Raw genomic sequence first — 24,020 nt, 5'->3', positions numbered from 1 at the left:
AAATTAGAGCGTATTAATTGTGTTTTCAAAATCAGCAGTTTGTAGATAATCTTTAACTGTAGATAAGGTCAACTTTCTCTCTTTTTCTGCAAATTCTAAAGTAGTTTGACCATTTTCAAGCCTAATGACACGGTTTATTTTAGTAATATTCATTTTGAGTCTTTCTCCGTTGACATCTGAAATACTGGTTCTCATTTGAGCATACCATATACTGACGTTAGGGTTATTTTCCCACTCGAACATATTTCCTACTAAAACAGGAGAGTGAGTGTTTACTATTACTTGTCGTAATGGTAAATCAATATCATTAAAATCAATACTTAAATCTTTCAAAAGATTAGTCATTGCCTTAATACGAAAGGGATGAATTCCATTTTCAGGTTCTTCAAAACAAAGTAGTCCTGTGTGCCTATCATCAAATTCTAAAATGCATAAAGCTAATATCCTTAAGGTTCCCTCTGAAAGTACCCTTGAAGAAAACTCTTTTTTATCGACATCCTTTAATTTAATTAAATATTGCTTGTTTTCATTATCATCAATAACATCAACCTCTGTAAAATTAGGTAGAAATGTATTAAGTTTTCTTGAAATTTCTTTGAGTGAATACTCATCTATTTGTTTAATTCTGAACAGAGCCGCAGCTAAATTTTTACCACTTGTTGTTATACTGTCCCCTCCTCTGTTTTTACTCGTCGCTTGTCTTAAATCTTCAGGGTTGAGCTGTAGAAACTTCCAACTTCTCATTTCTTCTTTTGCTGCTAGAACATGAGGGAAATCAATAGTATCAAAACTACTTAAAACAGTTCTTGTAGCATTTTTTAAAGGAAACCGTCTTTTATTTCCTCCTTGTGACCCATCTTGAGGAACCAGAACTGTAGGAATAGCGTCTTCATACACAGTATCTATATATGGAATGCCTCTTTTCCCTGTTCCAACTTTAGGTCTCCAGTATTCCAATTTTACTCTTGGGATAAGTTTAATCCAATCATCTTCTTGGTGATTGAGTTTTAATAGTTTTTCATAATTAACCTCTAATTCTTCAATACCAGTTTGGCTTTTAAATCTTCTGATATTTAACTCATATCTAAGTCGCGTATATTTTAACTCTGTTTCATTACCCCAAGCGTCTTTGACATTTCTATTTACTAACATTTCAGCTACGAACTGAATTTCAGAAGCATACTTGTCATCTCCATATTGAGTAAACATTTCAATAAATTCACCTCTTTGCTCACTAAAAGCACGCTTTAAATTATCTGTTTCGGCTAATCGAGATAACAATGTTAAAGCATCAAAGAGATTACTTTTTCCAGAAGCATTCGCTCCTGCAATCACAGTAAAGGGTGTAAATTCCATTTCAAAGTTTTGAAAGGATTTAAAGCCATCTATCTTTATATATGTTATCATTGCTCTTTTAAGTACAATTGCTGTGAATATTGAAAATCGAAACTAGCAGAAGATAAAGAAATAATTGAACGTAAGGTCTTTAGTTATATTCAATATATTCAACGGCTAATTTATCTGCTAACTTACTTTTATAAAATTAGAAAGAATAAAATTATTTAGTCTTATACTGAGGAATTTTTAGAAGACTCACTTTTGTTAACTCTTTCGATTTTTAATAGTTTCAATATCATGTTACAAGCATTTAGGGTTAAAGGAAACTTTACGCCAAATAGCTTCCTATTGCAACAATATCGGCAAATACCCCCGAAGCGGTTACTTCTGCACCTGCGCCTGGTCCTTTGATGACCAATGGGCGGTCGTGGTAACGTTTGGTGGTAAATGAAATTACGTTGTCGGCGCCATCCATCATATAGAATGGATGCGTTTTGCCGATGCTTTTTACCCCAATCGTAATTTTATTGTCTTCGAGTGTTGCGATAAAACGAAGTACTTCGCCTTTGGCTTCGGCTTCGTCAACCATTGTTTCAAAATAACTATTGGATACTTCCAGTTCGTTGAAAAAGTCTTCTACAGTTGGGGCTTTTTCACAGTTTTCTGGTAATAATTTTAAAATGGTTACGTCTTCTGGTTCTAATCTTAGTCCGATTTCACGACCTAAAATCAAAATCTTACGAGCTACATCCATACCACTCAAATCTTCGCGTGGATCTGGCTCGGTGTAACCTTTTACTTTGGCTTCACGAACGATGTCAGCAAATTTGACACCTTTTTTGAAGTTATTAAAGATATATGAAAGCGTACCCGAAAGTACTCCTTCGATTTTCTCGAATCTATCGCCCGAAGCAATCAAACCTTGCAAAGTGTTGATGACTGGCAAACCTGCACCTACGTTGGTTTCGTATAAAAATTTAACACCTTTTTTCAACACGGTTCTGTGTAATAAGGCGTAGTCTTCATATCGTCCAGAGTTGGCTACTTTGTTTGGTGTAACTACCGAAATATTTGATTCAAACAAACCAAGGTAATAATTATGGATATTCTTATCGGCTGTACAATCTGCAAATACGGAGTTTGGTAAATTCAGGCGTTTAGCTTCTTCTACAAAAGCCCAAAGTTCTGCGGGCTTACCCATAGCGTCCAAGGTCTCTTGCCACGAATCCATCGAAATGCCATCGCTTGTTACGAGCATCTTTCTGGAATTCATTACACCGACTAAATTTACTTTCAAACCACGGTATTTTGATAGGTAATTAGCTTGTCCTTTCAATTGGTTTAAAAGCGCTTTTCCTATCAGACCTGTACCAACCAAGAATAAGTTGAGTGTTTTGACTTGCGAGAAGAAGAAAGTGTCATGGATAACATTGAGTGCTTTGGAAATATCTTTTTTCTCAATAACTACCGATATATTCAGCTCAGAAGAACCTTGTGCTGTAGCTACGATGTTGATACCATTTTTACCCAATACCGAGAAAAGTTTACCACTCACCCCTGTATGATGACGCATACCTTCACCGACAACAGCGATTACCGAAAGGCTTTCTTGGATGTCTACTCCTTCAATATCTCCAATGGCAATTTCACTCGCAAATTCTGTTTCCAGAATTTGACGTACTTGTTGCGAATATTGTGGGTCGATGGCAAAACAAATTGAGTGCTCAGATGAAGCCTGAGAAATCAATACCACTGATATTTTATGTTTTGCTAGAATCGTAAACAGCTTTCCAGAAACCCCTGCAACACCAATCATCCCTGAACCTTGAAGATTTACCAAAGCAAGGTTATCAATCGAACTAATACCTGTAATAATATACTCGCTTGGCTCGGCTTGGCGACTTACAACTGTGCCAACAAAGCTAGGATTGAAAGTGTTGAGTACTCGAATCGGAATATTTTTGGCAAAAGCTGGTTGCAACGAAGGCGGATAAATCACTTTAGCACCAAAGTGCGTCAATTCCATTGCCTCCGAATAGGTAATTGTAGGAATCGTAAAAGCATTTTTTACTTTACGAGGGTCAGCGGTCATCATGCCATCTACATCTGTCCAAATTTCGATTTCCTCAGAGTTGAGGGCTGCACCAAATATTGAACCTGTATAGTCAGAACCACCACGTCCTAAAGTTGTAGTTTCGCCTTTGTCTGTCGAACCAATAAAGCCTGTAATTAACTGTAGTGATTTGGTTTTGGCAAAATGTTCTTGAATCAAACGATTTGTTGTATCAAAATCTACCTCAGCCATACCAAAAGTATCGTTGGTACGAATCACTTTGCGGGCGTCCAAAAACTGACAATCTACGCCTTGTGCATGTAGGATTTCGTAAATGAGAGTAGTCGAAAGACGTTCACCGAAACTCACGATGAGGTCGGCTGTTCGAGAAGAAATCTCACGAATCAACGATACTCCTTTCAATAAATCCTCGAGCTCGTTGATAATCGTTCGGATATTGGCAAATACTTTAGATTGGGCTTTTACATCAATAAGCGCTCTAACTACATTAAAGTGACGCTCTTCGATAGCCTTTACAAGGTCAAAATAACTTAAATCACTTACAGAAGCTCTTTTGCCTGTTTCGATAAGTTGATTGGTTACTCCACCCATTGCCGAGAATACTACGGCGATTTTTTCTCCTTTTTCAAGGTTTCCCTTGATGATGCTTAGAACTGATTGAATACTATCAATGGTTCCACAAGACGTTCCTCCGAATTTTAATACTTTCATATTTTGGTAAAGATGCTGCTTGATAAGTTGGTGTAAAAGCCTCTTAAAAAGCACGCTTCTGCTTTACAACAGCAGTTTAAATGTTTATAATGGAGTACAAATATAGATAAAGCCTTGATATGATTTGACCTTTCGGAAAGCTTTTCCAAGAATAATCTTTGGGGATTTTAGGGGGCAAATAGAATATTTTTCCTGCTAAATAGTAAAATAACGGTATAAATAAATGATTAAATCTTATGCCTAACTAAAATATTTTGCTTTATGCCTATTTCAGAAGTTAAATTCTGGAAACCTCAACGCTCAAAAATTTGTTTCATAAGTATAAAATTTTGAATCGCCCTGAGTTAGGACATTCGGAATTACCTTTATCAAACCTTCAACTAGCTCTAAAACACGCATGCTCGGATACCGCTTTTCTGAATTTGTTCCGCAAGAACAAGAAGAAGGGAAAAAAGCTAAGTTCGACCAATTGTTAGATATTTTCAATCAATTGGTCACCATGACCTCGGGCGATGTCTCGGAGGCACTGGCTTGGCTTACCCAACTCGACAAACAATACAACCTTACAGATGACTCTTACGGTATTGCCGATTTTATTGAAGACCTCAAAGAAAAAGGATACATCCGTGAGGAAAAAGACGAAAATGGACAACAGTCGCAAATCCTTTCGGCTAAAGGCGAACAGAGTATTCGAAAACAATCATTAGATGAAATTTTTGGGAAACTCAAAAAAACTGGTAACTCAGGCAATCACCGCACGCCTTACCAAGGTACTGGCGACGAAATGAATACCGACCGTCGGGAATTTCAATTTGGCGATTCTTTAGAACAAATCGCCATGACGGAGTCTATTCGAAATGCGCAAATCAACAATGGTTTTGAGAACTTTATGTTGACCGAGAATGACCTCGAAATCATGGATAAGGAATACAAAGCTCAAACCTCTACGGTGTTGATGATTGATATTTCGCACTCGATGATTTTGTATGGTGAAGATAGAATTACACCTGCCAAAAAGGTCGCTATGGCGCTTTCGGAGCTTATTATGACCAAATATCCCAAAGATACCCTCGACGTAATCGTATTCGGAAATGACGCTTGGCAGATTCAGGTAAAGGATTTACCTTATCTGGAAGTGGGGCCTTATCACACCAATACCGTAGCTGGCTTAGAATTAGCGATGGATTTGTTGCGTAGAAGAAAAAACAAAAACAAACAGATTTTTATGATTACCGATGGCAAACCTACTTGTTTAAAAGAAGGCATTCGTTATTATAAAAATAGTTTTGGTTTGGATAAAAAGATTTTGAACAAAACCCTCACGCTCGCTGCTCAGTGCCGTCGTTTGAAAATTCCAGTAACAACTTTTATGATTGCACGTGACCAGTATCTCAAAGAGTTTGTACAAGAGTTTACTAAAACCAACAATGGTCGTGCCTATTATTCTTCTTTGAAGGGTTTGGGTGAATTTATCTTTGAAGATTATCAGCGAAACCGCCGAAAAGACGTAAGATAAAAAGCCCCTACTCGAAAGTAGAGGCTTGCTAGGTTGAGATTAAGCAGAAAGGAGCTTCATTTTGAATTTTAGATAAAGAGGTTAATACCTTTCAAAATTACCGAATGTTAAGTATCGCCGCACTCAAATGTATGTGAACGGCAGAATTAGATAAATAAGTGGTCGAATTATGGCGGAATACTTTGGAAATCGATTGAAAATTCGCCTATATCCCAAAATCAAAAATAATTTATGTCTTACAAAAATCTTTCAGCAACACAATTGCTCGCTATCAAAACCCTTGGTGAACTAAAAAAAGCAGGCTATCAGGTAAAATCTATCAAGCAAGAGTTGCGTGATAACTTGATTCAAAAAATAAAAAATAAAGAAAAAGTATTCGATGGAATATGGGGCTATGAAGATACAGTAATTCCTGATATTGAACGTGCGATTCTTTCTCAACATCATATTAACCTATTAGGTTTGCGTGGACAAGCCAAAACTCGTATTGCTCGCTTGATGGTCAATCTTTTGGACGAATATGTGCCAGTCGTAGAAGGTTCAGAACTCAATGACGACCCATTACAACCGCTGTCACGCTTTGCCAAAGATTTGATTGATGAAATAGGCGATGCTACACCTATCTCATGGTTGCATCGTGACGACCGCTATACCGAAAAATTAGCGACACCAGATGTATCTGTTGCCGATCTTATTGGCGATGCCGACCCGATTAAAGCAGCAACGCTGAAATTGCCTTATTCTGACGAGCGTGTAATTCACTTTGGTTTGATTCCTCGTTCGCATCGTGGAATTTTTGTAATCAACGAATTGCCTGATTTACAGGCTCGTATTCAAGTTTCTTTGTTTAATATTTTGCAAGAAGGTGATATTCAAATTCGTGGATTCAAATTGCGTTTGCCTTTGGATATCCAGTTTGTATTTACTGCCAACCCTGAGGATTATACCAACCGTGGCTCAATTGTAACACCACTTAAAGACCGTATTGATTCTCAGATTGTTACGCATTACCCAAAGACTTTAGAAATCGGTAAGCGTATTACTTTGCAGGAAGCTAATATCAAACCTGAGCAAGAACAATTAGTGACAACCAATGCTTTAGTGGAGGATTTGATTGAACAAATTGCTTTCGAAGCTCGTCAATCAGAGTACGTAGATGCCAAATCTGGGGTATCGGCAAGAATGACTATTTCGGCTTATGAAAACCTTATTTCTGCCGCTGAGCGTCGTGCGTTATTGAGTGGAGAAGAAAAAACCTATGTACGTGTTGCCGATTTAGTAGGAGTAATTCCTGCGGTTTGTGGCAAAGTAGAATTAGTGTATGAAGGCGAAGTAGAAGGACCTGTAATCGTGGCACAAAACTTAGTAGGTAAGGCCATTCGTGCGCAGTTTTTGAACTTCTTCCCAGATCCTGAGAAAATCAAAAAATTAGCGAAAGACAAAGCTGGTAAAAATCCATACAAACCAATTATCGACTGGTTTATGGATGGTAATATCATCGATATTTTCAATGATAGTTCAGATGCTGACTATTCATCAAGATTGAGAACTATTGATGGCTTGGATGAACTGGTAGAAAAAATTTATCCAACATTCGAAGGTCGTGAAAAATTATTTATGATGGAATTCGTATTGCACGGACTTTCAGAATTCTCTATGATTTCGAAGAAAACGCTTGATCAAGGTCTACAATTCAAAGACTTGACTGATTCGTTGTTCGATTTGGATAACTTCAAATTTGAAGATGAAGAATAGTATTGAGTGATTTGTGATTGAGTGCATGAGTGATTGTTTTAACATTCATTATATCAGTAGAGACGCAATCATTGCGTCTCTACTGCCAGAATACAAATTTTAAATTAATCACTCATACACTCAATTACAACCCACTAAATTAGGCTTTCGGATGCGCCTGCTCATATATCTTTTTTAGCTTTTCCATCGAGTTATGAGTATATACTTGCGTGGCTGCTAAGGAAGTATGTCCCATCAAATCTTTGATAGCTGTTAAGTCAGCGCCATTATTCAACAAATGCGTAGCATAAGAGTGACGCAATACGTGAGGGGATTTTTTGGTTAAGCTCGTGACCAAAGACAGATATTTTTTGACAATTCGTTGAATCATCACAGGATAACCTTGTTCGCCTTTATTGCTTACAATCAACAAATGATGTTGAAAACCTTCTCTATCTCTTATTTCAATATATTCTTTTATCTGTGCTGAGAGATTGGCGTGAATAGGCACAATCCTTTCTTTATTTCTTTTTCCTAAAACCTTAATTGTGTGTTGGTAAAAATCAATGTCTTTTACTTCCAACTCAATAAGTTCTGATAGACGAATACCCGAACCGTAGAGCAATTCCATGATGAGTTTGTCACGAACACCCTCAAAGTCTTCTGGAAACTCGACTTGGTCCAATAGCATTTCCATCTCGCTTTCTCGCACAAACGTAGGAATATTCTTAGCTGTTTTCATAGCCACAACCTTACGCATAGGGTCTTGGTCGATGATTTTCTTGAAAAGTAAAAATTTATAAAAGCTGCGAAGCGTAGCCACTTTTCGATTAATCGAACGACTGTCGAGTTTGGCTTCCGAAAGAGATACCACCCATGAACGAATCATTTGGTGGTCGGCAAGTTGAGGATGATGAAAATCGTAAGTGTTGGCAAGGTAATGACTAAACTGCGACATATCATTGCGATAAGCCGTAGTGGTGTGATCGCTACAACGTTTTTCGTGTTGTATGTAGGCTAAAAAAAAATTGACTATCTCTGAATTCATGATTCTAAGATAGTCAATTTTTTATGAATGCTGAACGGTTATCGGCTTAATTCGCGATTAAATGATAACATTATGAAATGAAATCAAACGTTAATTAAGACTCTAAGTTACCGTACATTTTTTGCTTGTATGAAGCACGAATTACTTCAGTACGACGCTCTACAGATGGCTTTTCGAATGCCATACGTCTGCGAAGTTCTTTAACTACACCAGTTTTTTCGAATTTCTTCTTGAATCTTTTAAGAGCTTTGTCGATTGACTCGTTTTCTTTTACGTTGATAATCAGCATATTGTTTGTTTGTTTATTGCCTATATTATAATTGAGGTGCAAAGATAAGTATTTTCAATTTTATTGTCAAGGGTTTTTATCAAACAAACCTGAGCTTTTTCAAGACCTTTACATTGTATGGGTTTAAATATGCTGTCAAAAGAATACTTTCAATTCGGAAGTCTTTTCTCCCGAAGAATTCATAAATCAACCTTATCTTTGTATGCTAGAATTTTCTCGATACACATAACAACTTCAAAAGGCAATAGCCAAAAATGTAAAATAGGCTATTTTTTATATATGATTTCTGTAGATAACGTAACAGTAGAGTTTGGCGGTCGTGCGCTATTTGGTGATGTAACATTCAACGTCAACGAAAAAGATAAAATCGCCTTGATGGGCAAAAACGGAGCAGGTAAATCCACTTTGTTGAAAATTATTGCAGGTGTAGACAAGCCAACACGTGGTAAAATCTCGAAGCCAGCTGATGCTGTTATCGCTTATTTGCCTCAACATTTGTTGACAGAAGACAACTCAACGGTATTTGAAGAAACCTCAAAGGCATTTTCAAATGTTTTGAGTATGAAAGCCGAAATCGATGAGTTAAATCACCAACTCGAAACTCGTACTGATTACGAATCTGACGAATACATGGCGATTATCGAGCGCGTTTCTGAGGTTAGTGAAAAATATTACTCTATCGAAGAAATCAATTATGATGCGGAGGTTGAAAAAATCTTGTTGGGCTTAGGATTCCTGCGTTCAGATTTTCAACGCCAAACTAGTGAATTTAGTGGTGGCTGGCGTATGCGTATTGAGTTGGCAAAAATTTTACTCCAAAATCCTGATTTGATTTTGCTAGATGAGCCAACCAACCACATGGACATCGAGTCGATTCAATGGCTTGAGGACTTTTTGTTGAATAGTGCCAAAGCTGTTATCGTAATTTCTCACGATAGAGCGTTTGTCGATAATATCACCAACCGAACCATTGAGTTGACAATGGGTAAAATTTATGACTATAAAGTAAATTATACGCAATACCAACAACTGCGTAAAGAGCGTTTGGAGCAACAACAAAAAGCATTTAGCGAACAGCAAAAAATGATTGCTGAAACGACAGAGTTTATCGAGCGTTTTAAAGGTACTTATTCAAAAACTTTGCAGGTGCAGTCACGTGTGAAGATGTTGGAGAAATTGGATATTGTTCAGGTTGACGAAGTAGATACATCTGCGTTGAACCTAAAATTTCCACCAGCACCACGTTCTGGTAACTATCCTGTAATTGCAGAGGGTGTTGCGAAAAGCTATGACGACTATTTGGTATTCAAAGATGTTTCAATGACCATCGAAAGAGGCGAAAAAGTAGCTTTTGTAGGGAAAAATGGGGAAGGTAAATCAACTTTCGTCAAAGCAATTATGAACGAAATCGAACACGAAGGTGATTTGAAAATCGGTCATAACTCGATGATTGGTTATTTTGCTCAGAATCAAGCGGCTTTATTGGATGGAGAATTATCAGTGTTTCAAACGATTGATAATATTGCAGTAGGAGAGATTCGTACCAAAATCAAGGATATCCTCGGTGCATTTATGTTTAGTGGCGACGCTATCGAGAAGAAAGTAAAAGTACTTTCAGGAGGAGAAAGAACTCGTTTGGCTATGATTAAGTTGTTATTGGAGCCAGTAAACTTGTTGATTCTGGATGAACCTACCAACCACCTTGACCTTAAAACCAAGGATATTTTGAAAGAAGCTCTCAAGGCATTTGAGGGTACAATTATCTTGATTTCTCACGACCGTGATTTCTTGGATGGCTTGGCTACCAAAGTTTTCGAATTTGGTAACAAACGAGTTAAAGAGCATTTGGAGGATATTAATGGTTTCTTGAGAAATAAGAAAATGGAGAACTTAAGAGACATTGAAAGAAAGGCGTAAATATGAGTGCATAACATATTAGGCAGTCGGCTTCCAGCTATCGGCATTCAGTAATATTAATCTGTGGTTATCTAAAAACTATTTGCCTAATGCCTATTGCCAGACCACTTAAATCTTATTTTGCCTAACGCCTACGGCCTATAGCGTGTAAATTATTCGTAATTTTGCCCTAAATTTTTGACCTAAAACTTAAGAAGAGAAAACTACTCTTCCGTTTATATAATGACAAAGCAATTTAAAAGAACAACCGTAACAGCTGCCTTGATTTATGCCAATGGTCCTATCCATATTGGGCATATTGCAGGCTGTTATTTGCCAGCAGATATTTATGTTAGATACCTACGTTCAATGGGTCACGATGTAAAATTCGTTTCTGGAACCGACGAGCATGGTGTACCTATTACAATCAAAGCGAAGAAAGAGGGTATTACACCACAAGAGGTTGTAGATAAGTATTATAAAATCATCAAAGACTCTTTTGAGGAGTTTGGGATTTCTTTTGATATCTATTCTCGTACTTCAAATAAAGTGCATCATGAGACTTCTCAAGAAATGTTCAAAAATTTGTACGACAAAGGTCAATTTGTTGAAGAAGTTACTGAACAGTATTTTGATGAAAAAGCTCAAACCTTTTTGGCTGACCGCTATATCATAGGTACTTGTCCAAAATGTAGCAACGAAAATGCCTATGGCGATCAGTGCGAAAAATGTGGTTCAACACTATCTCCAACTGAGTTGATTAATCCTCGCTCAGCTTTGAGTGGTGAAAAACCTGTGATGAAACCAACCAAAAACTGGTATTTACCATTAGACAAAATGCAACCAGCTTTGGAGGAATATATCGCTAGTCATCCAGAATGGAAAACCAATGTATTAGGTCAAGTAAAATCTTGGTTAAACGACGGTCTGCGTCCTCGCGCTATGACTCGTGACTTGGATTGGGGCGTAAAAGTACCACTTCCTGATACAGACGGTAAAGTGCTATATGTATGGTTTGACGCGCCGATTGGTTATATCTCAATGACCAAAGAATTGACAGACGAATGGCAAAAATATTGGCAAGACCCTGAAACTCGCTTGGTAAACTTTATTGGTAAAGACAATATCGTTTTCCACTGCTTGATTTTCCCTGCCATGTGTATGGCTGATGGTCGCTTTATTTTGGCTGATAACGTACCAGCTAACGAGTTTATGAACCTAGAAGGTGATAAAATCTCAACTTCACGTAACTGGGCGGTATGGTTGCATGAGTACCTTCGTGAGTTTGAAGGCAAGCAAGACGTATTGCGATATGCCTTGGCGGCTTCTGCTCCTGAAACAAAAGATTCAGACTTTACTTGGGGAGATTTCCAAACACGTAATAACTCTGAATTGGTAGGTATTCTTGGAAACTTTGTTAACCGTGCCTTTGTGTTGACGCAAAAGAATTTTGATTCAAAAATCCCTGCACGTGGCGAGTTGACTGATTTTGACCGTCAGACATTAGATACTTTGGCTGAGTTGCCAAATAAAATTGGTGATGCTATCGCAAACTACAAATTCCGTGAGGCTTTGGCTTTAGTGATGGATGTGGCACGTTTGGGTAACAAATACTTAGCAGATACCGAGCCTTGGAAGGTAATCAAAAATGATGTTGAACGCACAGGTACAATTTTGAATATCGGTTTGCAAATTGCTGCAACTTTATCAATCGTTTCTGAGCCGTTTATGCCTTTTACGGCGGCTAAATTAAGCACTGGCTTAGGATTATCTGGATTGAACTGGTCAGATGCAGGAAATGCGGATTTATTAACAGCAGGAAGTCCAATTGAGTCAATTGGTTTGTTGTTCGATAAAATTGAGGACACAACTGTTCAAGCACAGATTCAAAAATTACAAGACGCTAAAAAAATGAATGAATTAGCTGGAAAAGAAGTTTCGGCTATCAAAGATACAATTCAGTACGATGACTTTGCAAAAATGGATTTGCGTATCGGTACAATCGAAGCCGCAGAGAAAGTAGCAAAATCGAAGAAACTATTGAAGTTGACAGTGAACGATGGGCTTAAGCAACGCACCATTTTGAGTGGTATTGCAGAGCATTTCTCTCCAGAGGATGTGATTGGAAAGCAAGTAACTTTCTTGGCTAACCTAGCGCCTCGCCCAATGATGGGAATGGTATCTGAAGGGATGATTTTGATGGCGGAAGACAAAGATGGTTCTTTGGCTTTCTTACATCCTTCAAAAGACGTTTGGAGTGGAGCTTCTATCAACTAGAAGATTCTTACCAATAGCTAATCATACAAAAGGGTTATCTCTCTACAGAGGTAACCCTTTTGTATGAAAAAGGGTGATTATTGTCAGTTGTTATGGGACGATAAATGGTACTTATTTGAGATTGTAACCAAACTATGATATCCATTTAGAAAAGAACATTGCTTGCCTAATAACTGAATCGATAGGAGAATAGAATAGGGGTGGAGTATGCTAAAAATAGGATGCAGGTTTGACTTGATAACGTTTACGGTAACGATTGCACAAAAAAACTCTTTCAGATACTAAGAGAAAGTTTGAAAACCTTTTAGATTCGTTTCACAATCAGTCCTAATATACCTTATATTGAATGAATACTCTTCAATAAACTGATTTCTTAAAATTGTACTTTTTAAATAAAATGATTGTACGGAGTTTTTCTTTCAAAATAATCTTTTAGCCTTTCTAAGTAGATTTAGAAGGCAAGATTCTTTTTGAGGAAGGATTCTCTTAGTCTATTAAAACCAAATAAGTAATATGCAAATTCTTCATGCCATCAGCCCAAATGAGGCAAAGGGCTTCGATACGCAAGCGTTAAGAAACAATTTTTTAGTAGAGAAAAACTTCGTTGCTGATACTATTCAGCTCGTTTATACGCACTACGACCGTGTGATTATTGGGGGAGCAATGCCTGTAGAACAAGCATTGGAATTACCAACGTATGATAACCTAAAATCGACTTACTTTTTTGAAAGAAGAGAAGCTGGTATCATCAACGTAGGTGGTGATGGTTCAATCGAAGTGGACGGTCAGGTATTTGCATTGTCAAAATTGGATTGCTTATACATTGGTAAAGGCTCTCAGAAGGTAACCTTCAAAAGTGCAGATGCTACTGCTCCTGCCAATTTCTTTATTTTGTCGGCTCCAGCACATCAAGTATATCCTACAAGTAAACTATCAAAAGAGGAGGCTTCTCCAGTAGCTTTAGGTAGCTTAGAAACTTCAAACGAGCGTACGATTTATAAGTATATCCACAAAGATGGTTTACAGAGCTGCCAGGTCGTAATGGGGCTTACTGTATTGAACAAAGGTAGCGTTTGGAATACTATGCCGTCGCACGTACATGATCGTCGTATGGAAGCGTATTTGTACTTTGATGTACCACAAGAGCACCGTGTTTTCCATTTTATGGGACAACCACAGGAAACACGTCACATGCTAGTAGCCAATCATCAAGCAATTGTATCGCCACCTTGGTCTATCCACTCAGGAGCAGGTACTACCAACTACTCATTTATTTGGGGTATGGCTGGCGAAAACCTTGATTTTACAGACATGGATTTTGCTGCTATCGCTGATTTGCGATAATAGCGAAAAATTACTTCAAAATCTGCTGCGAAAGTAGCAGATTTTTTTTTGCCTATACCTAATGGGTTATGATAATCAGGAGTTTATCTTATTGTTTGTTGAGCTAAGAATCTATCAAAATAGCAAGATTTGCAGGTACTTTTGCAAATTGTGAAAGGGATAAAAATATAAAAAAAAATAAGGACAGGAGAAGCTCCCGCCCTTATCTGTTTAACCTCTAAACCTATTTAACTATGAAAATTGATACAAATATATACCTAACGATTGGGATTTACTAAGAATTGTACAAATTTTTTTTATTGTTTCGATTTGATACAAAGGGGGTGTTTTTGATGAGTTTTGAAAAATTAATGTATATACATATTTTTTGGGTATGAAGTCATAATTTTTGCGAATAAGTGGAGTAAAACTAAAGGGAATATAAACAAAAAAAGGACGAAGCTAATAGCTATGTCCTTTCAAATCTTACCTCTAAACCTATTTAACTATGAAAAATAACTGCACCTTTTTACAAAATCAAAAACTCTTTATCGCAACCATCTGCCTATTCGCTACTACCTAATCGATTGTGAGTATAAATGTTTTTAAAAAGTGGCGTCTTCATTGAAGACGCCCTTTCCCGTCTTACCTCTAAACCTATTTAACTATGAAAAAAACGGTGGCTTTTAGCCAAAATCTTTGAATAGCTTTTTGAGGAGAATTAAAAAGTGGCGTCTCCATTGAAAACGCCCTTTCTCGTCTTACCTCTAAACCTATTTAACTATGAAAAAAATATTTTTGAGTCTATAATCGACTTATGAATCACTTGTATCTAAATATTACAAAAACCTTTCCAAAAATAGTTTTTTGAGACATAACAACCAGTTTTGTTTTCAGTATTTTTACTTATAAGATTAACGAAAAATGATGCCATTTGGTTTTATTTTTCTATTAATAATTTATATACTGATTTTTTGACGCCTGTAACTTTTTTATGTCACATTTCGCATTGTTAATAATTTGTTTAATCGTTGATTTGTACAAATTATTTCGCTGTTGTTTGATGATGCAAATTTCTGCAAAGTTTTTTAATTCTCCAAATGTTTTTTTTCAATTTATGAAGCTAACTATCTCATAACTATTTCAAAATCAGTGAATAGTTGGATATAAGATGTAATTGTCGGTAAGCATACCAAAATAATATTTTGTTAATTGTGCAAATTACTATTGGAATATTCTGATTGTATCTTTTTGAGAAAATAGAAAAATTCTTTAAAAAGTACAATTACTGATTGTATTTGTTCATCGTTTGATTAACTCCTTGAGTACAAAATGAAAGCACTATTTCACTTGCTCTATCAAGATGCTCTGGTAAAAAGCTTGTTTCTTCATCAGTAAAATTACCTAATACATAATCCGCTTGCCTTCCTTTTGAAAAATCACTCCCAACTCCAATGCGCAAACGACTGTAGATTTGTGTGTTTAGAATTTCTTCTATATTCCTCAAGCCATTGTGTCCGCCGTGAGAGCCTTTAGTTTTTAAACGCATTTTACCATAAGGCAAAGCGATGTCATCCGTAATAACTAAAAGATTCTCAGGTTCTATTTTTAAGTCCTTTAGCCAATAGTTTACAGCTTTTCCACTTAGGTTCATATAAGTAGTAGGCTTCAATAAATGAATTTGTTTACCTTTATGTCTAAATTCGGTATGGTAAGCAAGTCGACTCATATCATATTTTACTTCATGAGTATTGGCTAGTTTGTCGATAACCATAAAGCCAATATTGTGACGTGTTAATAAGTATTCTGGGCCGATGTTTCCTAAGCCAACAATTAAATATTTCATTTTAATGATACTGTTGTATGTTTTTTATCCTTCCTAAATCCAATTTTTGCGGGTAAACGCCTCAGGGTAAATCAGGATACGAAACTGTGTTATTTATAGATTAAATACAATTTTTATGAGATGATTTTTTAGTGAGCATACCAAATAAAAATAAATCCATTAAAAATGCCACTTGAATGCCTAATTCTGCAAAAAAAATCTGCGAACCCTGTATCTTTTGGATTCAAAATCTTGATATGATTGCTTTTGAAACAATCCGAAGTGAAAACTTTTCAAATTCTTGCAAATCATGAATCCTCAGATTATGCGTTATGAAGAAAAGAAAGCTACTCAATACTTCATCTAAGAATGTAAAGCAAGGTACGCAATTGGCAAAATTAACTAATTTTGCAAAGTAATAAATTGCCCATGAAAAACGTAACACGAAATATTAAGTTTATACTTTTGGGAATAATTGGCTCTTTGAGTTCGCAGCATATAGTAGCGCAAGGAAAAAAAGCCCTCAACCCACCTGTTAATACTGCTAAATTTATAGAAACAGCTCCGACAGTTAGTGCAGATGGACGTACCATGATTTTCGAGTCAAATCGTCAGGGAGATTGGAAGTTGTTTGAAACCAAAAGGAAAGGAAATGTTTGGTCTGTACCTACTCCAATACCTAAAATCAGCGCTACTTTTTATGAAAATCAACCACTCGGAGCTCCTTGTTTAAGCTACGATGGAAATATTTTGTATTTTTCAGCAGAAAGCAAAGAATCTTCTGGACACGAAGATATTTTTGTCTCCGTAAAAGAATCCACAGGATGGTCGTTACCATCTCGTTTGCCTAATACCATCAACACCACAGATTACGAAGGATATCCTTCTTTGTCGCCTGATGGACAAAAGCTGTATTTTGCTCGTGCCAAATACAATGAAAAAAATACGCAAGATGCTCAATCTTGTTACAGAATCATGGTGTCTGAAAAAGCACCTGATGGCTCATGGAAAACGCCTGTAGAGCTACCAAGTCCTATCAATTTGCTTTGCGAAAAAGCCCCTCGAATTATGCCTGATGGTAAAACCTTAGTTTTTGCCTCAGTAAGAAAAGAAGGAAAGGGTAATTTTGATCTGTATTATTCTACTCTTCAAGCGAATAATTCATGGTCGCCAGCAAAACCTTTAAATGAAATAAACACTCCACAGGCAGATTTGTTTGCGGCAATACCTGCTTGTGGGCAAGAGTTATTCTTTGTAGAAAATAACGATATATATACCACTTCGGTTTCCTTATTTGCTAATCAGACCATTATTGGGACTATTACTGACTCGCTTACCAATAAGCCTGTGGCAACTAGAATCAATATTTTTGATAAAAACAAAGGCAATACTCTAATAGCTTCATTCTTGTCAAATGCCGAAGGAAATTATACCGCTATTGTACCAGCCAAAGGAAACTATTCTTTTGAAATTAGAGAAGCTGGCTATTATGAGAAAAGATTAGGACTGGATCTTACCAATCAATCAAGCTGTGAAGCAAGTGTAGAGCCTATCAAGTTGGTGATGCTCGCTAATCAGACAACAGCAAAGGTCGAGCCTGTTCCAGCCAAAATTCCAGCCAATGTGCCTCAACTTAAATTGGTTTTCCAAGTTGTTGACTCACAAACTCGTTTTCTAGTACCTGCACAAGTTGAGATTTTAGAAAAGGGGAGTGGAAAAGCTATTGCAACCCAACAGCAAGGTGTAACAGGACAAATTGCGAGCGCAGTTGCTTTGGGACAGGAGTATGAGTTAGTAGTAAATGCCAAAGGATATAATGCGGTGAGGCAGCCTCTCAAATATGATAACCAGAAAGATGCAAAGCCGCTAACACAAATTGCTTTAGAAGCTACAACAACCAATCTTACTATAAAGGCATTGGATGCTAGTACCAATCAGCCTGCGCCAAACTGGAAAGTAATTTTGACTGAGGGCGGAACTGGAACAATCGCGCAATTTGCACCAGAAACAGGCATGAATTCTGTAAAACTCCATATTCCTGAAAATCGTCAAGTCAAAGTGTCTATTCAATCTGATTATTTTGAGGATAATGATCTCAATATCACAACGCAATCGACTAATGATTTGACAGTAAAGTTGATTCCAAGGAAGGTGACACTCATACGTTTGAAGGCAGTAGATGATATTACACAAGGACTTTTGTATGCTTCATTCAAAGTGAAAATGAAGAAAAAAGGAGAGACTTTAGAAGGTAAAACCAACAAGGATTCTGAATATTTTGAGATAAAACTATTAAAAAATGATGTGTTGGATATTGTGGCAGAAGCTGATGGTTATTTGCCTTTTGAAAAAACGCTTGAATTCCCAGATTTTAAATTAGGTGAAAAGAAAGTAGAGCTGATAGCCATGCAAAATGACCGTTATCCAATGACAGTAAAAATTGTAGATGGCGATACTAAGCAAATTATTAAAACTTCGAAAGTGAAAATTGCAGATATGCTCACTGGTGAAGTAAACCCTACCACTCAGGGTTCTGCTGGTGAATTTAAAGCCATGATGAAGCGTAAAGGTTCTTTTGAAGTGATAGCAAGTGCCGATGGTTATCGTCCTTTATCCCAAAAAATAGAGGATATCCCTGTCGGGTCAACGCTTACTTTTACTTTGTATAGAAACAAATCTGTACCTGTCAGTTTTACCGTTTTGGATGCTAAAACCAATAAGCCTGTAGAAGCAAATTTGACTGTAAAACTCGAAAAGTCAAATCGTGTCGAAACCTTTCAAAGTAAATCTGAAGTAGAAATAAGAATTTCGGAAAAAGAAGTATTTACGGTCGAAACTTCAGCGCCAACATTCAAGCACAAGCAAAGTACCTTTAATATGGCGGACTTGCTCGAAAATAAGAAGTATAACTATATCATTCGTCTCGAAAAAGAATATGTACAAGTTGCTGTCAAAGTAGTTGACAATGCAACAGGAGCCAAAATCGATGTACAGAAATATGCACTATATGATTTGTCAGATAAAAATGCCAAGCCCGAGGTAATTATTGCAAATGATGGTTCGCCTAGTATTTCGATTTTACCAGAAAACAAATACCGTATAGAATTGATATCGAGCGGATTTGAGCGTTTTTCACAAGAAATAAGTAATTTTTCAGGTACTGAGTTAATATGCCGAATGACACGAGTGGCGTCGGATATGACAGTAACTTTGGCTGCCAAAGATTCGATTTCACAAAAGCCCTTAGAGGCTATATTTAAAGTAACCAAAGCAGATGGAAGCGTAGTAAGTCAAGGTTTGACCATATCGGGCAAAATGGAGTTTAAGTTTGTCATTCCTGCTTTTGGCTCATATTATGTTGAGACCGTAGTAAAAGGATATTCTGTTAAAAAAGAGAAAATTACAATTGCAGATCTTTCTGCGAGTAGAAGTTTTAATGTCTATTTCTCAAGAGATTTTTCAGTACTAACCGCTCGGCCAGTTCATGCCGAAACACGTGATTTGTTGAAAGATGCCTTGGTGATTATGACAGACATCCAGACTAACAAAATAGTATCGGCAATAGTGACTTTACCCAATGGAGAAGTAAGTGCTAATTTAACGCCTGGGCATACTTACACAATGAAAGCAAAAGCAGCAGGCTTTGAAGAATACGAAACTCAAATACAGGCTACTAGCGACGATCAGCGCAAGGATTTGGAATTACAACCCTTCAAAAAGTATTTTATTCAGTTGTATGCTATTGATGCAGTCAAAAAGTCAAGAGTGTCCGCAAGCATAAAAATTAGCGCCCCAGGAGGAGGCACGATTGCCGAAGGAAGTACCGATATTCGTAATGAATATGTATTAGCTTCATTGATGGATAAGGTAAATTATACCATCGAGGTAAAAGCAGAAGGTTACAAGTTATACGATGGTCGCTTCACACTCGACGAGAGTATGAAGAAAGATAAGGGTAAAACAGCTATTTGGCTCGAAAAAGAAACCATCTTGTCTTTCTCTGTAATCGATGCCAAGTATAAAAATATCGTGAGTAATGTTACAGCGCATTTGACCGACTTAAAGTCTTCGCAAGAGTTGGCTTTAAATCTAAAAAACGATACTTATAGTGCAGAGTTAAGTCCTGTTGCTTCATATCAGCTAGATATTCAGGCAGAGGGGTATATGCCTTATTCTGCTAAAATAGAGCCATCATCGGCAGACAAAAAGAAAGAAATATTGCTGACTCGTGCCAAAGAGAATACGCAAGCGCCACCAGCAGTGGCTAAAACAGAAGCACCTGCTGCTAAAAATGCTCCAGAAACGGTACAGAAGATTGAAAAAGGAAAGTCTTTTGTGCTAAACAATGTGTATTTTGAACAAGGAAGTTTTATTCTTCAGAAAGAGTCCTATCCTGAATTAGATAAGGTAGTGACCATGTTGAAGCAAAACCCACAAACTAAAATCGAAATTGCAGGACATACCGACAACGTTGGTGATCCAAGGTTAAATAAAGCCTTGTCCGAAAACCGCGCTAGAGTCATTCTAAATTATTTTGTGAGTAAAGGTATAGACGATAAACGCTTGACATTTAAAGGCTATGGGGGGGCTCAACCAGTAGCTCCAAACGATAACGAAGATAGTAAGAAAAGAAACCGAAGAGTTGAGATTGTAGGGATTCAGTAGGGGAGACATACTTCCTTATCAATGGTATTTTCAACGGATCTTTTGTATCTTTTCCCAATCTTTTTTGGGAGATTCGAGACCTGATAATATTTGCATAGAGGGGTAACCGAGCCATTCTAATAACTCCAAAATATCCTGAAAGTGCCTTTGTGAATATAGGATAGAGGGTTTGTTGTTAACATCAAAGCAGATGGGTTCATGATGAGCAATTCTGTTACGTAAATTATTAATATCTGTAAGTTTTTGGTAAATATTTTTTTGATTTATCCCTTTGGGACGATTAGGAAATATTCGTAATAACGTGTTCCCAAATACCTTAAATTGAATACCAGAAAACATAAATCGCCAAAATCCCAAACTTAAACCTGCTACAAGCTTATCATGAGAGTAGTGCTTTCTTAATGCGATTATGGTTGAGTTAACTTTTTCAGCTTGTTCAAAACGTCCTGCATGATTTCTTAATGAAGGGTCATTGAATAAGCCTGATGGCTGACTACTATGCTTAAGCCAATCCGGTTGGTTTAATTGCTGTTGATAATGCTTGTCAATGGCATTTCGTAATGCAATTTCAAGCATTGAAATTGTTCCAAAAAGCGACTGAGATAGCCTTAAATTATATTTATACAATCTAACTGCCTGAGATTTATTACCTTGTGTAGCTGTTAGAAAACGCCCTAAACGAGGTTTTGAAAGTAACTTTTCGTGAAGTTGATACTGCGTAGACAATTCGTTGCTATTGTTTTTGTGGATAAAAGTACTTATTTTACAACGTATTCCCCGAAACCGCTGGCTTGCCATGTGTCGGGGTTTTTGTTTTTATTTGGGATAGCTTATTCCCCAAGATTAGATTTTATCTTGTACAGATACTCAGTCATTCACCATTCAACAGATGAATTGAAATGTGAAAACGAATTTCGCTAAAATGAGAAGGGTCGATTTTAATAGATAGGTCTGGAGCTGAACTAATCTAAAAGCAACTTTGAAGTGATATATTCATTGTCTTATTTATATGTAGGTACGACTATTTATTTACTAAACAAATGTAAAAATATTTTTCTAAAATAGATTATTTTCTAGTCATAAACCCTCATTTTAAGGAAAGGATTCAAAAGAGTTCTTTCCTTTTTTTATATATTCAAAATCTATTACATTTTTCAACAAATCTATCACCATGAAAGCTTCTCGACTGATAATTGTTTTTTTGTTTTTTGTGAAAATAACCACACTTCAGGCGAAAGCCCCACAAGAGCGCTTGTACGAATTACGAACCTATTATGCCACCGAGGGGAAATTAGACGTTTTACTAGATCGTTTTAAAAATCATACGCTAAAACTTTTCAAAAAACATCACATAAAAGTTGAAGGTTTTTGGGTACCCCTTGATAATACAGATAGTAAGCTCGTTTATTTGTTGTCATTCCCTAATAAATCTGCAAAAGAAGCTTATTCCAAAGCTTTTGTAGAGGATAAAGCGTTGAAAAAAGTTGTGTCAGAAACCACCAAAGACGGAGAAATCGTCGCTAAAATGGAGAGTGTGGATTTAAAGACGACTAACTTTTCACCTTATGATTGGAAAAATGTGGGCAATCGTGTATTTGAACTAAGAGTTTATAAAGCTACACCCAATAATCTCGGCAATTTGCTCGACCGCTTTAAAAATCATACCATTGATTTACTCGAAAAACATGGTATTCATAATTTGATTTATTGGACACCTACCGAGACCAGCCAAGGAGCAGAGGATATGTTATACTATTTTGTGGTACATAAAGACAAAGCTTCTGGTTTGGCATCGTTTAAGGAATTTGATGCTGATCCAGCATGGAAAAAGGTCAAAGCCGAAACAGAAGCTACAGCAGGAGGATTGCTCACCGTATATTTGAAATCAGAATATCTGATACCGACCGATTTTTCACCCATTAAATAATATAAATCAAGACGGCTTAATAAGACTAAAACGATGTGTATTTATCTATTTATGGGCACAATCATTTCTCTTTTTTAGTTAACTTGAGAAACAATTTATATACAGCTACGAGTTGTATAAAAAAGCTTTAACAAAATACACAAAAGATAAGGGTCGATTTTCATCAACACCCTCAAAACGATTATGTCAAAATTAGCGATTATTACAGGAGCTACCTCTGGGATTGGTAGAGCAACGGCAGTAGCATTTGCCAATTTAGGAATTGACTTAGTAATCTGTGGACGCCGTATCGAACGTCTCAACGAGTTGAAAGAAGAATTATCATCTAAAGTAAAAGTATATACCCTAACTTTTGATGTACGTGACCGTGAGGCTGTAGAAACAGCATTGAATGGTCTTCCAGAAGAATTAAAACAAGTGGATATTTTGCTCAACAATGCAGGAAATGCCCACGGACTTGGAACTATTCAAGATGGTGACGTAGCCGACTGGGATGCGATGATTGATGGCAATGTGAAAGGTTTGCTCTATGTTTCGAAGGTTGTAATGCCTTGGATGATAGCGCGCCAGAAAGGACATATTGTCAATATTAGCTCGATAGCAGGTAAACAAACGTATCCTAATGGCAATGTATATTGTGCTTCAAAGGCAGCAGTAGAGGCTATTTCAGAAGGTATGCGCTTTGATTTGAACCCTCATAACATCAAAGTAACCAATATTGCTCCAGGTGCTGTAGAAACAGAGTTTTCGATGGTAAGATTTAAAGGAGATGCTCAGAAATCAGATGCTGTATATCAAGGATTCCAACCTTTGGTAGCAGAGGATATTGCTGATATTATTGCTTTCACAGTAACACGTCCTGCACATGTAGTGTTGGCTGATATTTTGGTGTATCCTACAGCACAGGCTTCTCCAGCTGTGATAAAAAGACAGTAGGTATATACTACATCAACAAGAAAGCCCAATACCATTGGTATTGAGCTTTTCATATTCCGAACTTATTTATGGTAACTAATTATTTCTAAACTCAAATGTGTTCAATTCTAAAACGAATTGCTCACTAAAATGTTATTATATTAATAACAGAGTATGCAAAAAACTGCGTAAAAATTGATTTTTGGTAAATGAGAGGCAATTTGTCAAATTAGCAGCAGGTAATTAGGAAAAAGAACTCTAACTAAAAACGAACAAACTCAACTTTGCATTCTGATTTGTAATCAAAATTATAAATACTTCCTTGAATATGTGGAATATAACTCTGATTATTGAGTGAACGGCACATTCGGGGTGAAATCAAAAAATGGGGTTAATTACTGGCTGAGTAGAAGTAGTAGCATACGGAGTCTTATTTGAAAGGATTGTCGATAGGGAGAAAAATTTGCAGAAACTATCATGAT

The 24,020-nt window shown here is 36.8% G+C and carries 14 protein-coding genes; 8 read left to right on the top strand and 6 right to left on the bottom strand.

Translation table 11 applies throughout. From position 1 onward, the window contains the following. Nucleotides 1-3: 3 nt before the first annotated feature. Together QM491_RS03195 and thrA are read right to left on the bottom strand one after the other, a co-directional pair. Nucleotides 4-1,407, bottom strand: coding sequence for an AAA family ATPase (locus tag QM491_RS03195; protein ID WP_283325796.1), 1,404 nt, complete (start codon nucleotides 1,405-1,407; stop codon nucleotides 4-6). A gap of 259 nt (nucleotides 1,408-1,666) precedes the next feature. Beyond that, nucleotides 1,667-4,123 carry a bifunctional aspartate kinase/homoserine dehydrogenase I gene (gene thrA / locus QM491_RS03190; protein ID WP_283325795.1) on the bottom strand — a complete coding sequence of 819 codons (2,457 nt, stop codon included), beginning with the start codon at nucleotides 4,121-4,123 and terminating at the stop codon, nucleotides 1,667-1,669. Between the two features lie 397 nt (nucleotides 4,124-4,520). On the opposite strand from thrA, the gene QM491_RS03185 reads away from it, so the two are divergent. Both QM491_RS03185 and QM491_RS03180 read left to right on the top strand, forming a co-directional pair. After that, nucleotides 4,521-5,639 carry a vWA domain-containing protein gene (locus QM491_RS03185; protein WP_283325794.1) on the top strand — a complete coding sequence of 373 codons (1,119 nt, stop codon included), beginning with the start codon at nucleotides 4,521-4,523 and terminating at the stop codon, nucleotides 5,637-5,639. A gap of 231 nt (nucleotides 5,640-5,870) precedes the next feature. Next, complete coding sequence (locus QM491_RS03180) at nucleotides 5,871-7,394, top strand: P-loop NTPase family protein (protein WP_283325793.1); 1,524 nt, start codon at nucleotides 5,871-5,873, stop codon at nucleotides 7,392-7,394. Nucleotides 7,395-7,533: 139 nt separating this feature from the next. Here QM491_RS03180 and QM491_RS03175 read toward each other — a convergent pair whose 3' ends face one another. After that, entirely contained in the window at nucleotides 7,534-8,421 is an 888-nt protein-coding gene (locus tag QM491_RS03175) for a tyrosine-type recombinase/integrase (RefSeq protein WP_166551783.1), read from the bottom strand. Nucleotides 8,422-8,515: 94 nt separating this feature from the next. Beyond that, entirely contained in the window at nucleotides 8,516-8,710 is a 195-nt protein-coding gene (gene rpsU / locus QM491_RS03170) for a 30S ribosomal protein S21 (protein WP_095160389.1), read from the bottom strand. A gap of 279 nt (nucleotides 8,711-8,989) precedes the next feature. Here rpsU and QM491_RS03165 point away from each other — a divergent pair, with 279 nt between their 5' ends. The 3 genes from QM491_RS03165 (at nucleotide 8,990) to kduI (ending at nucleotide 14,227) form a co-directional block, all read left to right on the top strand. Beyond that, the gene (locus tag QM491_RS03165) at nucleotides 8,990-10,627 is read left to right on the top strand and encodes an ABC-F family ATP-binding cassette domain-containing protein (RefSeq protein ID WP_283325792.1); all 1,638 of its coding nucleotides are present in this window, start codon (nucleotides 8,990-8,992) and stop codon (nucleotides 10,625-10,627) included. 222 nt (nucleotides 10,628-10,849) lie between these two features. After that, nucleotides 10,850-12,883 (top strand): methionine--tRNA ligase, encoded by a 2,034-nt coding sequence (gene metG / locus QM491_RS03160; protein WP_283325791.1) that lies wholly within the window; start codon nucleotides 10,850-10,852, stop codon nucleotides 12,881-12,883. A 513-nt stretch (nucleotides 12,884-13,396) separates the two neighbouring features. Further along, on the top strand, nucleotides 13,397-14,227 hold the full coding sequence (gene kduI / locus QM491_RS03155) for a 5-dehydro-4-deoxy-D-glucuronate isomerase (RefSeq protein WP_283325790.1): 831 nt from the start codon (nucleotides 13,397-13,399) through the stop codon (nucleotides 14,225-14,227). Nucleotides 14,228-15,491: 1,264 nt separating this feature from the next. On the opposite strand, the gene pth is transcribed toward kduI, so the two are convergent. Next, entirely contained in the window at nucleotides 15,492-16,052 is a 561-nt protein-coding gene (gene pth / locus QM491_RS03150) for an aminoacyl-tRNA hydrolase (protein ID WP_283325789.1), read from the bottom strand. Between the two features lie 408 nt (nucleotides 16,053-16,460). Between pth and QM491_RS03145 the strand changes: the two genes are divergently transcribed. Then, complete coding sequence (locus QM491_RS03145; protein ID WP_283325788.1) at nucleotides 16,461-20,696, top strand: OmpA family protein; 4,236 nt, start codon at nucleotides 16,461-16,463, stop codon at nucleotides 20,694-20,696. Nucleotides 20,697-20,726: 30 nt separating this feature from the next. On the opposite strand, the gene QM491_RS03140 is transcribed toward QM491_RS03145, so the two are convergent. After that, nucleotides 20,727-21,494, bottom strand: a complete 768-nt coding sequence (locus tag QM491_RS03140; protein WP_283325787.1) for an Abi family protein — start codon at nucleotides 21,492-21,494, stop codon at nucleotides 20,727-20,729. Between the two features lie 373 nt (nucleotides 21,495-21,867). Between QM491_RS03140 and QM491_RS03135 the strand changes: the two genes are divergently transcribed. Beyond that, nucleotides 21,868-22,623 (top strand): NIPSNAP family protein, encoded by a 756-nt coding sequence (locus QM491_RS03135; protein WP_283325786.1) that lies wholly within the window; start codon nucleotides 21,868-21,870, stop codon nucleotides 22,621-22,623. Nucleotides 22,624-22,806: 183 nt separating this feature from the next. Beyond that, nucleotides 22,807-23,559, top strand: a complete 753-nt coding sequence (locus tag QM491_RS03130) for an SDR family NAD(P)-dependent oxidoreductase (protein WP_283325785.1) — start codon at nucleotides 22,807-22,809, stop codon at nucleotides 23,557-23,559. Nucleotides 23,560-24,020 lie beyond the last annotated feature (461 nt).

Source organism: Flectobacillus longus (assembly GCF_030056705.1).
GTDB classification, from domain to species: Bacteria; Bacteroidota; Bacteroidia; order Cytophagales; family Spirosomataceae; genus Flectobacillus; species Flectobacillus longus.
Note: the sequence above shows the minus strand (reverse complement) of the source record. Positions and strands in the feature narration are given on the sequence as shown.